This window comes from Sphingobacterium pedocola, assembly GCF_015209965.1.
Taxonomy (GTDB): domain Bacteria; phylum Bacteroidota; class Bacteroidia; order Sphingobacteriales; family Sphingobacteriaceae; genus Sphingobacterium; species Sphingobacterium pedocola.
Window position 1 is genome coordinate 2,300,248 of sequence record NZ_MU158689.1, and the last position, 13,356, is coordinate 2,313,603.

The window sequence follows — 13,356 nt, forward strand, 5'->3', positions numbered from 1 at the left end:
AACTTAATAAATATAAAAGGCGGTATTTTGGATATATTGACGCAAACGGAGATAAGATAATTTTTGTTAATTGCTTGTGGGAGAAGAAAGCAGTCCGTGATTTCACTGATAAGATATTTCACAAAGCATCTGATGATACAACGTGGAAAACGGATAAAAAAATTGTTTTGGATGGCTGTAGTTATTATTGGAATATTAAGGTAAATCTTACTTCGAAAGCTTTATTTGATCTTTACGTGAATGGGCTTGGATAGAGATCAAATAATCTAGTCTCAGGCGCTATTATCAAAACTCTGATAATCTATCTAAAGTAAAACAATTTAGATTATTGTTTACTAATAATATAAAGTATAATACTAATAAGAAAAACAGAGTAAAAAAAGAAAATATGAAAAAAGTAATTGCAGCAATGAATATGACGCTTGACGGGTTTTGTGACCACACCTCAGGTGTGCCCGACGAAGAAGTACATCAACATTACGCTGATTTGTTGAGAAGCGCTGATACCGCTTTATATGGCAGGATAACCTACCAGCTTATGGAATTTTGGCGAACCGTGCTGGAAAATCCTACAGGCGATAAAGCAATGGATGACTTTGCAGTCGCAATAGATAATACTCCGAAGATTGTTTTTTCCCGTACCTTGCAAAATGTAGATTGGAAAAGTGCAAAATTAGCTAGTCAAGACCTGGAGAAAGAAGTTTTAGAACTCAAACAACAATCGGGTGCACCGGTTTTTGTGTGCAGTCCGAGCTTGATTGTAGCTTTGACGAAACTTAATTTAATAGACGAATATCAACTTTGTATTCACCCTGTTATCGCAGGAAGCGGTTTGCCGTTATTTAAAAACATCAGCCAAAAAATTACGCTTAAACTCATAAAGACCAAAACGTTTAGCGGTGGCGCTGTTATCCTTTATTATGAACCAATATCATAAAACATTTCGAACGGCTAGCTAACAAGGTAAAGTCAAAATCGTGGCAAAACGGTTTATCCTTAATTTAACTGACCTCAATATGAAACAGTCCTATCTACTGTAGGGTTTCCCGTGAAGCCCCCTCCTATCCGATAAATATATTTCATCCGAATAATTGTTCTTTAACAACGATGAAGCTATCAGGTTTATTCATCCCTTAGTATGGTAGTATGGTCTGAATAAAACCATGATGGTTTCCTCTATAAATAAATTCTCAAAGGCTGAGGAGAGAGCGATCAATTTGCATCTGTGCAAATCGATCTAAGTTTGAAATAATTTCAAATTTACCGCATGTACTTAACTATGTCAGTTGCATTTATCGAAAAACAACTTTATATTAGTGGAACAGTTATTAACTATAAACCCGATGAATGACACAACAGCATATCATGAGAATATTCCGCAAGAATATATAGAGGAAGAAAGCTATCCTAGACTTGGTATAAGAGTTTATAGGACTTCGGGACCACCGAAGCGATGTAGATAAATGTTTGGGGATGAAATCTAATAAAAATAACTCATGAAATTCTACTACCTCAGCATTCTTTCTTACCTAATTTCCATAAATGCGTGCCTTGCGCAATACGGTTTTTCTAATGGGACCCTACAAATAGGAACCGTCAATTCCCAAAACAGGATATTTAAAATTGTAAGCATGTCTTATGATGACCAATTCCCAACTACGAGAGGGAGATCCATCATTTACAAAAATGACAAAATACTATATGTGATACCGCGATCGTTTGACATCCTCCCGAACAATCCAAATAGCTACTTAGCCATATCAAACGATGGATTGAATATCGTCTATCTCGTCGCAAAAAGCTTTTTAGAGGATGATGAACACAAACATGTGACCCTCTACCATAAAGGGAAATTAAAAAAAGCATATACATTAGACGAATTTACCGGATGTAACTCGGCTATAACCGAATGCAGTTTGTTTTATAGTAGTTATAATGAGACTATCAATCCTGTAAAAATAACGGAGGGCGATAATCTATCAAAACAGACACTTGATGAAAATTACGTTGCCGAAGAATTATTATTGCGCAAACAACCTGTGCTTATTAAAAACGATACGCTGTATTGCACGGATTCTAAAAAAAACACCACCGTATTAGATCTTAAAACAGGGCAAATTATCGGAAGGGGCCCTTTTTCTTCTTTTTATAATGCGATAAAGGATCAACCTAAAGATCAGGTTGAAATCGTACGCCATGACAAAACATATATCCAAATTAACGATTTTTTGAACCAGAGATCGGATAAAAAAGTATCTGAGGAAATAGCTGACCTATTGAACATGAGATATATTCATTTAGACTCTTCCAAAAGAAATGTATTCAAAGAGTATAATGTAAGCGTAACGGGATTACTCGGTCAAGATGGCACATTTGAAATAGAGCAACTAACGGCGGAATCGCCTTTGAATAAAAATCTGATCGCAGATTATTTCAAATCGAACATATTCAAATCTGATTTCGTGAAAAAAGAAATCGGAAAAGAATACTTCAAATACTTCTTTGGCACGTATAGGAATGTCGATGAATCAATGGCAAAAAAAGAGCGTACCACGGAAAGGATAGAACAAGAAAAAATAAAACAGGCTAACTTAATTGCTGATTCTATAGGTGATGTATATATTCCAAAAAATTTGGAGGAATGCTTCTCGCAGCTAAATATAATCTTAAAACCTGTTGATCTAGAAAAACTCAAATCGTCCGCAGGAATAAATTACCATATGGGATTAGGGATGTGGATCCGAAATAACTGGGGGCTCTGGGGAGCATCACGTCTTCAACAATATTTTATAAAGAGAGGATACAGTGATCCTGACAGCATATCTTCCGTTATCTTGGACAACTACATCAGTTGGCTCAACGGCGAAACTGATATTGCAGAGGCTTGGGAAAAAAACAATGTACCGAAAACATCAATCAGGAATTTACACGTGCCAATTATGAAAAAACGGTAACTTTTATTTCCGTCGATCTTGTTCTTAACGATATTCTTTTTAACAACAACGATAGGTTTCGCGCATATTTACTATATGCTATACTCGCCAACGTCGACAGTCATAGTTCCCGCTAATTATTCGGGTAAAATAGACTTGGTGTTAGCTGATATAAAAGAAAATATTTTGACGGTTGACACGAATGGAATTGGTTATATAAACCAATGGATATTCGATAAAACCTACACAAGACCAATAGTTATAGATGGGAACGGTAATAACCTTGACAGTTTACTAGTTGATTTTACCCCAACTGCATTCTGGGGGGTAGGAAAATCTTGCTGTATTGATAAAGAACAGGTCTATTCCATAAGTTTTAAAATTAAAAGAAATAAAACAGAAGAGATATTTAAATACAGAAGTTTAACAGACCTTGTTGATAGAAGAATCACAAAGAAAATGAAGCCCGACAGATACACAATTATTCAGACAGAGACGACGGCAGAAAACTAATGGCTGTTGCCATATGAGGGTTTTGTTTAGTTGTTTATTCTTTCAGACGAATGCGCTTACCATCCCAAGAATAATTCTGTCGATGTTTAGTCTCCGAATATTGCAACTCCTCCGCTTCATAATCGATGATCTCTCCCTGCACAATATCTTTAATGATTAGTCCAGCTTCTAAGTGATGCTCTATAGGAAACAGTATCTTCTCTTCATAATAGCTTACGCCGGCATCACTCACTGAACTTTTAGAAAACATATCGACAAAATTTTCACCGTTCCATCCAAGATAATAGTGTGTGGTAGGAATTCCACATGCCTCACCATAGAAACCAACCCGGTGAATATACCGTAGACCTTCCAACCCCATATCTGGCAAAAGTTTGCTTTCTGTATATGTTTGACCATTCCTATAGACAGGGTAATGACTTCTGCCCATTAACTTGTTATCTGGGGTCAAATACTTCACTTCGCAGATATACGCGTTCCCACCATATTCCGAAGGCTTCTCGTAGCGTAATAACCCGTGGATGAACTGGTTACCTTGATCGTCGATTTGACGTCCTAAAGCGAGCAACCCCAGCCAGATAAATCCTTTTTTTATGTGCCCATTTTTTTCATATTGAACCTCGTGCCAAGGGGCTTCATACCCTCGAATAGTACGTTCGTTATAGCCATCACTTGTTATGAGTAGCATGGTTCCGTGCGTTAATGAATCTAAAAGATTGCCATCCGTATCGGGATAGTCTCGAATATACGCGACATCTGCAAAAACATAAGCTGTATCTCCTTTCTGCTTGTTCCATAAGTTATATCCCTCATAGACCTGATAAGCGGCTGGTGTATCCAGTTGTGCATACGTCGCGAAAGACACCAGCATGGAGAATAGTATGTAAAATCTCTTCATCGCTCAAAATAAATGAAAATATAAAAATAATGCAATAGCTAAAATCCGGTAATTCCACTGGAATGAGCTTATCACAATCTGTGATAAGCGATCCGGTTACAGCTTGCCTTATTAATCGGTCTTGCCATGTAATCTGTTTCTATAGAAAACACCCCAATTTGCGATTTCATCTATGATCGGTTCCATCGTTTTTCCATATTCCGTGACTTCGTATTCGACCGTTATTGGTTTTGTGTCGACGACGGTCCTCGTTACAAGCTGGTTCATTTCTAAATCTTGTAATTCTTTGGAAAGCATTTTGGCAGCAATACCATCAATCTCTCGTAAAAGATCCATAAATCGCATTTTCCCACCTTGCAAAAGCGTTCCGAGAATATGAATTTTCCATTTACCTGACAAGACTTGCATTGTGTCTGTTATTGCCGTTATTCTAACCTTACATTCTAAGGTCTTCGTAACCGTTTTCCTCTTTAACATGCTGGAGTTTTTTTCAAAAATAAACAAACGAAAACTACTTACCAATTGGAAACTAGTTTCCAATTGGTAAGTAATGCATTTTTTAAACCGACCTTATATTACCTTTGCAGCGCTATTTAGACATCAATAACAGTTAAATAAAAAAATGAGAAAACTATCAGCTTTAACAATCGTTGCCGCGTTAGCATTGGCGGCTTGTGGAGGTAATTCCAACACAGACAAAGTACAGACATCAACAGCGCAAGAGGTTGCGACGGAAAAAGGCACCGTATTCCAGCTTGATCGTGCGAACAGCTCTATAAAATGGAAAGCATACCATAAAGGTGGTTTCGATCCGCGGTTTGGAACACTGGAAAGTGAAGGAATCCTGACACTGGAAAATGATGTGATTGCAAGTGGCAAATTTACCATCGACATGAATTCTTTGCGCACGGATGATGCTGCTGTAGATGTAGCGAAAACAGACGGAAAGACAGCTGCTGATTTAGATGGACACTTAAAAAACGAAGACTTTTTCGAAGTTGAAAAATATCCTACATCGAAATTGGAAATCACCTCTGTAAGATCTTTTGATCCTGCAAAAGATCAAAGTGTACTGGCGGATGCAACAAACGTTATTAGTGGTAATCTAACAATTAAGGAAAAAACGGTAAATATATCTTTCCCAGCGAAAGTATCCATCAATGAAAACGAAGTAATTGTACAATCGAAATTCACCATTAATAGACAGGATTGGGGCCTTACTTACGGAACGGATGGCGATCCTAAGGATTGGATGATTTCACAAGAGGTGGACTTGGAATTTGATATCACCGCAAAAAAATAAATATCGCTGTTCACTAGGTAGCTTCAATGCGAAATACCATCTACGTGAAAGCAGAGAGGCGGGCATCTTAACATGCCCGCTTCTTCGTTAGATTTTTGTGCTTATACAGCGAAACTACGGTTTCAATATCACACTGCCTGTCGTTTTTCTGGATTCTATATCGGAATGAGCATGGGCTGCGTGGCGCAATGGATAAACAAGAGGGGCCTCCAAAATAATCTTGCCATTCGTCAACAGATCAAATATCTCCGTTAATCCTTTACCGCTTTTGTCCTGGTATAACGGGTAGTTATTCAGCGCATCAAACGCAAATTTGATATTTCTGCTGTCAATCAGCTCTTTATCAATCTCGGGCATCCCAGAAGACCATCCATACAAAACGGCGCTACCACCATCTTTTAATATAGATAGGGATGTTTCGAAAGTGGCTTTACCGATACCATCATAAAAAACATCTATACCTTTTCCATTGGTATATGAATGAACAGCCGTTACCAAATCTTCTGAACTTAAATCAATCACCTGTGTAAAACCTCGTTTTACCGCAATCTTCTTTTTCGCTTCACTTCCTACTGTTCCGATAACAGTTGCTCCCAGAGCTTTCGCCCACTGACTTAAAATACTGCCCACACCTCCGGTCACACCATGAATCAAAACGACTTCAGCAGGTTTTAATGCATGACTTTGTTTCAGCAACATATGAGCCGTAAGCCCTTTTATCATGACCGAAGCCGCTAAGTCAAATGGAATTTCACTAGGTAGCTTGAATATCTCATGTTGATCGATATTTCTGCTTTCGGTATAAGCACCAAATGTTTTATAATAGGCAACATGATCGCCCACTTTATAATCGACAACCTCAGGACCTATCTCTTTTACTATACCTGCAGCTTCAAATCCAATAATGACCGGGTAATTTTCTACGGGAAAAGAACCGTTTCTGTAGTAAATATCGAAAAAGTTTACGCCAATGGACTGCTGAACAATCTGTACTTCATTTATTTTGGGACGCAGTAAGTCTCCGTGTTGGTATTCCAATACTTCCGGCGCCCCAGTTGTCTTTATTTGTACAAAACCTGTTGTTTTATGATCGTGTTTCATAATATTGTATTATAAATTTCTGATACAATATTACCGCGTATCATACATATATGCAGTATCACTTTCATAGGGGGAAGCACTTCCCTCGAGGAAAGTTTTTGTAAATTTGGAGTATGGGAGAAAAACTGGTCAACGGAAAAATATCAAATGAATGTATGCAACATTTCAATTCTGTGAAGGATGCACTTTATGTTTTGGAGGGTAAATGGAGCGTACTACTGATAGCAGCCCTTGCCTCCGGTAAAAAACGCTATCTCGAATTGCAGCGCATGGTTGAAGGGATCGGCCCCAAAATGCTTTCTAAAGAATTGAGCAAGTTAGAATTGAATGGTTTGATCAGCAGAACGCAGCTCAACACCAAACCTATAACAGTTGAATATGAGTTGACTGAATATGGGAAGTCATTACAACCTCTTATAGACGCTATAGGGGAATGGGGAAAAGAACACCGTGAAAAAATCAGGAAAGAGATCTCGGCATCAAGAAAGTAGTGAAATTAAAGCCTGGGGATATTACGTTGAACGATGGAAATTCTTTGCCGCTTTTAGGATTCGAAACTTATAAAGCGAGTAAAGAAGAAGCAATCGAAAAGCTAATCCAAAATGCAAACATTACCTTGACAAACGGAAATGAATGGCTATGGAATTGCTCAGAATGGCCCCTGCTGACGTCGGAACCGACTGAAGGAAACTCTGCGGAACAAATCTTTCCGGTGCCTCGATATAGAGGTCACGCCGACACCTACGGTAAGTGGTGCAAAAATAATACACTGAGTTATTGTAAATGGGTAGTATCTGGCGGTCGGCGCTGCTCCTGCATAGGTAAAAAGGGAGAACGGTTTTGAGGTTGTTAAGTTTTGTTAAACCAGCTATGGGTTATAAATTTTGGCATTTTGTTTGCGACGATATTATTATTCATAATTTAGGTTAATAATTGGTTAGTTAAAAATCCTGAAGCTCCCCGCTTCAGGATTTTTTTGTGACAACACCCTCCAGCTTGAGAAACAAACCCATTTCTTGTTTAGCTGAATTTCAATCTTTGAATAAGATCTAAAAAATATTTTTGACTCCAAATATCAAGCGCATCATCATTGGGTATAAACCGAACAACATCGTCTTTAATATGCTGCACACTAATTCCATTTATCTTTTGTGTAAGTAAATCAAGGACTTCAATTTCAGAAATATCATCTCTATTCCAGTCATTGGTATCTTTTGCCCGAAGGAGAAAATGTTTTAAATCCAAAGCAATTCCTTTTTTAATGTACCATTCCAGATCAAACCAATCCCTTCCTTTGACACGGTTTTTCCATTTTCGAAATAATAGGGCATGCATTTTTCCAGCAAAAAGACTTTCTTTTGTAAATGTCTTCACATAAAAAGAGAATGGTCGAAGAAGCAATTTCTCCTCCGTTTCAAATCCGAGAGGTGGCTTTCTGTCGACTTCAATCTTTATTTTCATATTAGGCATCGTTCCAACTCCTAGCTGGGGTGCTATATCTTCCAGCACCAATTCTCTCCAAACGGTATCTGATTTTAAAAATGCAGATTCAACATTAGATTCTATCGATTTATTTTTCTCTTTAATATTTACAGTGATTCCTAAGGCAGCAAATTCTGACTTAATGGACTCGAAATAGGGTTCAAGTGAAAAATCAGCATTTGATTCTAATAGTGAAAAATCCAGGTGTTCTGAAAACCGCTCTAACCCATAAAAAACACGAAGTGCAGTCCCTCCATAGAATGCAGCTTTTTCAAAAAAACCAGATCTATTTAACCCTGCTAATGCAATTTCTTGCATTATTTCTCTCATTGCATCAAAAGCTTCCTGATTACTTTGTGGATTGTATTCCTTTAACCAATCTTTTATCATAGTTCGCTAAGCGTCTTTGTTAACATTTTTAAACTAGAAGCTTTGGGAGCAGCTTCAATCCAACTATCGATACCATCAATATCCAAAGCTCTCAATCGATCAATATCAATACGAAGGTCGTCTATAAGAAACGATCGCACCTGAACAATGCTTCGCAGATGTACACCTGAAGTCATCACAATTTTGTCACACAGTGCCTTCTCTGGAGAAGCCATCAAAACGACCTGTCTTGGAGTAAGTTTTATACTTTCAAGGCCAAAAAAGTAATATGGAAGCGATGCTTGTCTGTAGGTAAAACGTCCAACTTTCGTATTAACAGTTTTTGATGCCTTAACAGTAACAGAACTAATTTCATATACGCGTTCGGGAATCAATCCATGGTAAGATAAGGCGGTTTCTAACGAAACATAGCTCGGCCCCCATAAATGGTTTGCTATAAGAAATGCTTCTGGCTTTTTGGTTTTACTCTTCGGACCCGGCACATACAATCCTTTCTTTATAGTCGTCAGTAGACCTTCCTTTACCAATTCCCCTATCTTGTCATTAGGGCGTTTATAATCTTTTAATAATGATAAGATTATTTGTCTAGTAAGGGGTTCCTCAGCATAGTTTTCTACTAATTCACCAAAACTCATATGTAAAAATAACAATAAATAATCGGAAAATATCCGATTTTACTTAAAATATTTTACAAAATCATATTATTACTTCGTTACGTGGAGCAATTACATCCCATCGCCTTCTGCTTAGCAAAAAAAACAACGGCCTTGGTTAGTGGCTTCCTAGAGGTGTTCGGGAAATGGAGGAAGCACGGGCGGAAGTACCGTACTGACATCTTCGGTATGCGGTGCAAAAAATAAGACAGAAAGTTATTGTAAACGGGTACTATCTGGCGGTGGACGCTCCTGGCAGCATAGGTAAAAACGGCAGGCGATTTGCCGCTGTTAAGTTTTTATTAAATAGCTATCGGTTGCAAGATTGGCATTGTGTTTGCGACAATATTAGTATTCATAATTTAGGTTAATAATTGGTTAGTTAAAAATCCTGAAGCTCCCCGCTTCAGGATTTTTTTGTTTGATACTGGAGCATGCTGACCCCCGTCGTGTGTTTTGGTCTATTTTGGATAGTTCGCATGCATTATTGCTCTTCAACAAGAATCTAATTATCTTAGATGAAAGGTGTTCGCTTGTAATGCAGTTGTGTCAATCCTGTTTCAAACGTTTTGACTTTGATAAAGTCAAGTGTTTGCTCGGGTCTGTCGTCTTTGAAAAGTCTTGTTCCACTACCTAATAAAACGGGTACGATCGAAATTATAAACTCGTCTATTAAGTCGAACTTTAAAAGTTCATTTATTACCTCCGCTCCACCGTCGCAATAAATATTTTTACCTTTTTCAGATTTCAGTCGTCTCACCAATTCAGCCAAGTCTCCAGTATAGAAAGTCGTTCTACCTACTTGCGGCCTTTCCGTTCTTGTAAGGACATACACATCTCGTTGTCCGTTGTCGTAATGAGATGAACCGACGTTTTTAAGCACATAATCATAGGTTCTTCTGCCAACAATCAAGGTGTCAATGTTGTCGGTAAATTCTCCATAGCCATAGTCTTCTCCTGCTTTTTCAACGAGTTTTAAGAAAGTAAGGTCGTCATTAGGTTTTGCAATGTAGCCGTCTACACTCATTGCAATGAAAAGTGATATTTTTCGCATTTGTTTTAAAATTAATGTTTCTGCAAAGTTAGCTTTCAACGGCAGTTTTCACTTTGGAAAAATGCGACAATTTAAAGTTGCGAGGGCGAAAGTCCCGTATTACGTTTGATTTCATTAGTAAGATGCGAATGGTCATAATAGCCACATTCAAAAGCGATATCTAAAAAACTTCGATTTTCATCTGAATTTTTGATGATATTTAAAGCATTTTGAAAGCGAATGATATTTGAATATTCTTTCGGGGATAGGCCGACAAACTTTTTGAAATTCCGCTCTAATTGCCTTACTGTTGTAAAATTCCGTTTTGACAGTTCATAAATACTGATTTGTCCGTTTGTAGAATGAATATCCTGAATAACCGATTGCAAGGGGCTATTTTTCATTTTTATTCTGTCGGAAAGAAATCGATTAAGATAATCGAATGGTGTGTCAAGGATTTTATCGACATTAAATGAATTGGATTTTTCGAATTCCACGGTATCGTTCGTCAATTCATTTTGTGAAGCATAATGATAGAAATTTGCAAAAGTTGCGGGTTTGAGGCAAACGCCCAACAAGTGCGTATCACTATCAATAAAACTTTCTTTGAATGAAGTCATCGCACCAACTATATACGTTTTTCCAAACTCCAGGGAAAGTAAGCCGTTATCTGTCAAACAAGTAACTCCCAAATTCATCAATATACCCGCACAGCCGTCTGGAAAAACACGTTCCCATTGTCCTTCAAGTTTGTTCCCCTTTAATTCCCAATAAAAATGAATTAAGGGTTTTAAGTCTTTGCAAGGTTCTGTCTTTTTGTACTCCATTTATTTTTTACGCGTTTCTACAATGAACACTACCGTGCTTATAGAAATGGGTGGTATTATGAAGGTCGGCGCTGCTGGCAGCATAGGTAAAAAGGGAGATTTAAAAGTTCTTACTTAAATAGAACACTGTATCAATGAAGTAGAATACCCCATCTTAAAAAGAACATTTTCATCATGTAGGTCTTCAAGAATAATTCCATACAGTTTGCTCTCGTAATCGTTATTTCGAACATTACTGAATGTATTATATACCATAAACTGTTTTAGAAGAGCTAAATCTGTGACTTCGTCGGACAAAATAAAATCCTGCTTAACAACAGCGACCAAGCTGTCATTATAAAATCTAAATCCCAAAAATTCGTAAGATGTTGAGGAGAAGAAATAATTGTGAATAAGAATGCTATTAAAATAATCAAACCAGAATTCGTAAAAAATACCTGAATTCAATTTGATCACAGAATATCCGTCGTGACGATACACTCTTTGCTCCGCACCTTCACTAATAAATAAGCTTTCGTCTATATCCTGAGCATAGAAAAAATTGGATTTCTCCGCAGCTACGATAAGCTTTTCTTCTTCACTTTTGAGACGCTCTTGTTTTTCAGATCCTTGACCTGAGCACGCATAGCCTCTAAGGAAATTTTGGATTTTTCGGAGTTGGCTTTGATCGCCAATCTGTCCATTTCAATAAATGATATTTTGTAATTCTGATTTAACATATCTCATTTATATTAATTGTGCACAGACAAATATACAAATTAAAGGAGGTATTTCAAAAGCCAACAATTCGAATTGGAGTATTGCCTAGCTGATTTCTTATCATATTCTTATCTCGGTCTACAGCCTTTAGACATCCAGAAGCTATCGTTGTAATCATTGTTCTGCTTTCATAAAACATGTAGTATATAACAACTTGTGATCGCTACTAAAGGCACTCTGCTAACGGACCCGCGCTATACGGGAAACCGTAAAGGGGGAATAGGTATATCAGAAAATGTAGTAAGCGCAGGCGGAAACAGCGGCAGACGTACCCCGCCGACATCTACGGTAAGTGGTGCAAAATAATACATTGAGTTATTGTAATGGGTAGTATCTGGCGGTCGGCGCTGCTCCTAGCATAGGTAAAAAAAGGGAGAACCGTTTTGAGGTTGTTAAGTTTTGTTAAACCAGCTATGGGTTATAAATATTGGCATTTTGTTTGATACGATATTAGTATCATAATTTAGGTTAATAATTGGTTAGTTAAAAATCCTGAAGCTCCCCGCTTTAGGATTTTTTGTTTGATGGGTGTTCGCATGTTGCTTTTTAAACGCCCGTTTGTTAACTTTATAGGAATAAACCAAATTACTTAACACCGATGATTTCGACAACTCTCATCTACGCATCGATCAATTTAACGGTAATTAAAACATTTGACAGCAAATAGGGAGACCTACTGTTCGCTGTTTGCGATTTGCGAACAAGAAACAAATCTTCTGATTTCTTACTACCAGAAAAGAGACTGCAATCTTACCTGCCATTATAGGTAACCGCTAACTTATGTAGTTAACTGCGTCAGTTGCATTCATCGCTGCCATTCCCACTCTACATTGCTTGATAAAAATAAATTAAACGCTTATTATAAAAATAACAGAAAATTAGAACAGCACAGCGACAAAGGATACCGCCATAACATATTCTACAGGGGTAGTAAGTGTGTTATAACACTAAGATGGTGATTTCCCAAAGGCTTTTTTGACATCTTTTAATGATAATTGCTGCGATCTCTTTGTAACGTAGGGCGATGACTTGTAACCATGTGTGATATGGAGATAGGGACTACTAAAAAGCATTGGCGTATAATAGAGATAAAGAAAACTATCCCCTAAATCAACTTTAACCTGCCTTTCGTCCTTTGTATTAAAGCCGTCTAGTATAATATCGTATAGCTTGTCGAAATCAGATTGGTCGGAAAGTAATATCTCTGCGAAATCCAATTTCTCTTCTGTGGCTGTATGATAAAAAAATAAAATATCGCCATCGGTGAGCCGAGCTGCTCCCATTTCGTACACCGTCCCTTTATTGAGCCTACTGATATATGATTCTGTCTTATTGACGATAACTTGAGAAAAAGCATTACTGTGTAAAATACATAGTATTGGTGTCCATAGTAGTAGAGCTAGTACTTTCATCGTTTCTCCAATTTGCACTAAAATAGTCTTTTTTATTGACATCTTTTTCCAA

At 37.5% G+C, this 13,356-nt stretch carries 17 protein-coding genes; 7 read left to right on the forward strand and 10 right to left on the reverse strand.

The annotated features are described in order from the left end of the window. The 4 genes from C4F40_RS21570 to C4F40_RS09705 form a co-directional block, all read left to right on the forward strand. Positions 1-254, forward strand: a 254-nt coding sequence (locus C4F40_RS21570) for a hypothetical protein (protein WP_231389984.1), incomplete at its 5' end; no start/stop codon positions are given. A 134-nt stretch (positions 255-388) separates the two neighbouring features. Beyond that, positions 389-937 carry a dihydrofolate reductase family protein gene (locus C4F40_RS09695; protein ID WP_196939120.1) on the forward strand — a complete coding sequence of 183 codons (549 nt, stop codon included), beginning with the start codon at positions 389-391 and terminating at the stop codon, positions 935-937. 559 nt (positions 938-1,496) lie between these two features. Further along, positions 1,497-2,954: a DUF6794 domain-containing protein gene (locus C4F40_RS09700; RefSeq protein ID WP_196939121.1), complete on the forward strand. Its 1,458-nt coding sequence runs from the start codon at positions 1,497-1,499 to the stop codon at positions 2,952-2,954. 138 nt (positions 2,955-3,092) lie between these two features. Then, on the forward strand, positions 3,093-3,446 hold the full coding sequence (locus C4F40_RS09705) for a hypothetical protein (RefSeq protein ID WP_196939122.1): 354 nt from the start codon (positions 3,093-3,095) through the stop codon (positions 3,444-3,446). 34 nt (positions 3,447-3,480) lie between these two features. Here the strand turns inward: C4F40_RS09705 and C4F40_RS09710 are convergent, their stop codons facing one another. After that, positions 3,481-4,344, reverse strand: a complete 864-nt coding sequence (locus C4F40_RS09710; RefSeq protein WP_196939123.1) for a hypothetical protein — start codon at positions 4,342-4,344, stop codon at positions 3,481-3,483. Positions 4,345-4,455: 111 nt separating this feature from the next. Continuing rightward, positions 4,456-4,821, reverse strand: a complete 366-nt coding sequence (locus C4F40_RS09715) for a winged helix-turn-helix transcriptional regulator (RefSeq protein WP_196939124.1) — start codon at positions 4,819-4,821, stop codon at positions 4,456-4,458. Between the two features lie 145 nt (positions 4,822-4,966). On the opposite strand from C4F40_RS09715, the gene C4F40_RS09720 reads away from it, so the two are divergent. Continuing rightward, positions 4,967-5,647 (forward strand): YceI family protein, encoded by a 681-nt coding sequence (locus C4F40_RS09720; RefSeq protein WP_136819998.1) that lies wholly within the window; start codon positions 4,967-4,969, stop codon positions 5,645-5,647. A gap of 114 nt (positions 5,648-5,761) precedes the next feature. Here C4F40_RS09720 and C4F40_RS09725 read toward each other — a convergent pair whose 3' ends face one another. Beyond that, a complete protein-coding gene (locus C4F40_RS09725) occupies positions 5,762-6,748 on the reverse strand; it encodes a quinone oxidoreductase family protein (protein WP_196939125.1) in 987 nt (328 codons plus the stop codon). A 155-nt stretch (positions 6,749-6,903) separates the two neighbouring features. Between C4F40_RS09725 and C4F40_RS09730 the strand changes: the two genes are divergently transcribed. Continuing rightward, entirely contained in the window at positions 6,904-7,239 is a 336-nt protein-coding gene (locus C4F40_RS09730) for a winged helix-turn-helix transcriptional regulator (RefSeq protein WP_231389985.1), read from the forward strand. Next, positions 7,239-7,592 carry a hypothetical protein gene (locus C4F40_RS09735; protein WP_196939126.1) on the forward strand — a complete coding sequence of 118 codons (354 nt, stop codon included), beginning with the start codon at positions 7,239-7,241 and terminating at the stop codon, positions 7,590-7,592. Before C4F40_RS09730 ends, C4F40_RS09735 begins: the two co-directional genes overlap by 1 nt. Before the next feature lie 176 nt (positions 7,593-7,768). Here C4F40_RS09735 and C4F40_RS09740 read toward each other — a convergent pair whose 3' ends face one another. The 7 genes from C4F40_RS09740 to C4F40_RS09765 form a co-directional block, all read right to left on the reverse strand. Next, a complete protein-coding gene (locus C4F40_RS09740) occupies positions 7,769-8,620 on the reverse strand; it encodes a nucleotidyl transferase AbiEii/AbiGii toxin family protein (RefSeq protein ID WP_196939127.1) in 852 nt (283 codons plus the stop codon). Continuing rightward, positions 8,617-9,255 (reverse strand): type IV toxin-antitoxin system AbiEi family antitoxin domain-containing protein, encoded by a 639-nt coding sequence (locus C4F40_RS09745; protein WP_196939128.1) that lies wholly within the window; start codon positions 9,253-9,255, stop codon positions 8,617-8,619. The genes C4F40_RS09740 and C4F40_RS09745 overlap by 4 nt, the downstream gene beginning before the upstream one ends. Before the next feature lie 532 nt (positions 9,256-9,787). Next, positions 9,788-10,327 carry a dihydrofolate reductase family protein gene (locus C4F40_RS09750; RefSeq protein WP_196939129.1) on the reverse strand — a complete coding sequence of 180 codons (540 nt, stop codon included), beginning with the start codon at positions 10,325-10,327 and terminating at the stop codon, positions 9,788-9,790. A gap of 71 nt (positions 10,328-10,398) precedes the next feature. After that, positions 10,399-11,133: a helix-turn-helix transcriptional regulator gene (locus C4F40_RS09755; RefSeq protein ID WP_196939130.1), complete on the reverse strand. Its 735-nt coding sequence runs from the start codon at positions 11,131-11,133 to the stop codon at positions 10,399-10,401. 114 nt (positions 11,134-11,247) lie between these two features. After that, positions 11,248-11,697, reverse strand: a complete 450-nt coding sequence (locus C4F40_RS09760; protein WP_313785381.1) for a putative polyvalent protein kinase domain-containing protein — start codon at positions 11,695-11,697, stop codon at positions 11,248-11,250. After that, positions 11,691-11,852, reverse strand: a complete 162-nt coding sequence (locus C4F40_RS21575; RefSeq protein WP_231389987.1) for a hypothetical protein — start codon at positions 11,850-11,852, stop codon at positions 11,691-11,693. The genes C4F40_RS09760 and C4F40_RS21575 overlap by 7 nt, the downstream gene beginning before the upstream one ends. Before the next feature lie 987 nt (positions 11,853-12,839). Then, positions 12,840-13,346: a hypothetical protein gene (locus C4F40_RS09765; RefSeq protein WP_231389988.1), complete on the reverse strand. Its 507-nt coding sequence runs from the start codon at positions 13,344-13,346 to the stop codon at positions 12,840-12,842. Between the last annotated feature and the right edge of the window lie 10 nt (positions 13,347-13,356).

What these genes read in the sequence shown, in the direction of transcription:
- C4F40_RS09695 (WP_196939120.1), top strand. Translation starts at nt 389, where the DNA reads ATGAAAAAAGTAATTGCAGCAATGAATATGACGCTTGACGGGTTTTGT.
- C4F40_RS09700 (WP_196939121.1), top strand. Translation starts at nt 1,497, where the DNA reads ATGAAATTCTACTACCTCAGCATTCTTTCTTACCTAATTTCCATAAAT.
- C4F40_RS09710 (WP_196939123.1), bottom strand. Translation starts at nt 4,344, where the DNA reads ATGAAGAGATTTTACATACTATTCTCCATGCTGGTGTCTTTCGCGACG.
- C4F40_RS09715 (WP_196939124.1), bottom strand. Translation starts at nt 4,821, where the DNA reads ATGTTAAAGAGGAAAACGGTTACGAAGACCTTAGAATGTAAGGTTAGA.
- C4F40_RS09720 (WP_136819998.1), top strand. Translation starts at nt 4,967, where the DNA reads ATGAGAAAACTATCAGCTTTAACAATCGTTGCCGCGTTAGCATTGGCG.
- C4F40_RS09725 (WP_196939125.1), bottom strand. Translation starts at nt 6,748, where the DNA reads ATGAAACACGATCATAAAACAACAGGTTTTGTACAAATAAAGACAACT.
- C4F40_RS09730 (WP_231389985.1), top strand. Translation starts at nt 6,904, where the DNA reads ATGCAACATTTCAATTCTGTGAAGGATGCACTTTATGTTTTGGAGGGT.
- C4F40_RS09740 (WP_196939127.1), bottom strand. Translation starts at nt 8,620, where the DNA reads ATGATAAAAGATTGGTTAAAGGAATACAATCCACAAAGTAATCAGGAA.
- C4F40_RS09745 (WP_196939128.1), bottom strand. Translation starts at nt 9,255, where the DNA reads ATGAGTTTTGGTGAATTAGTAGAAAACTATGCTGAGGAACCCCTTACT.
- C4F40_RS09750 (WP_196939129.1), bottom strand. Translation starts at nt 10,327, where the DNA reads ATGCGAAAAATATCACTTTTCATTGCAATGAGTGTAGACGGCTACATT.
- C4F40_RS09755 (WP_196939130.1), bottom strand. Translation starts at nt 11,133, where the DNA reads ATGGAGTACAAAAAGACAGAACCTTGCAAAGACTTAAAACCCTTAATT.
- C4F40_RS21575 (WP_231389987.1), bottom strand. Translation starts at nt 11,852, where the DNA reads ATGTTAAATCAGAATTACAAAATATCATTTATTGAAATGGACAGATTG.
- C4F40_RS09765 (WP_231389988.1), bottom strand. Translation starts at nt 13,346, where the DNA reads ATGTCAATAAAAAAGACTATTTTAGTGCAAATTGGAGAAACGATGAAA.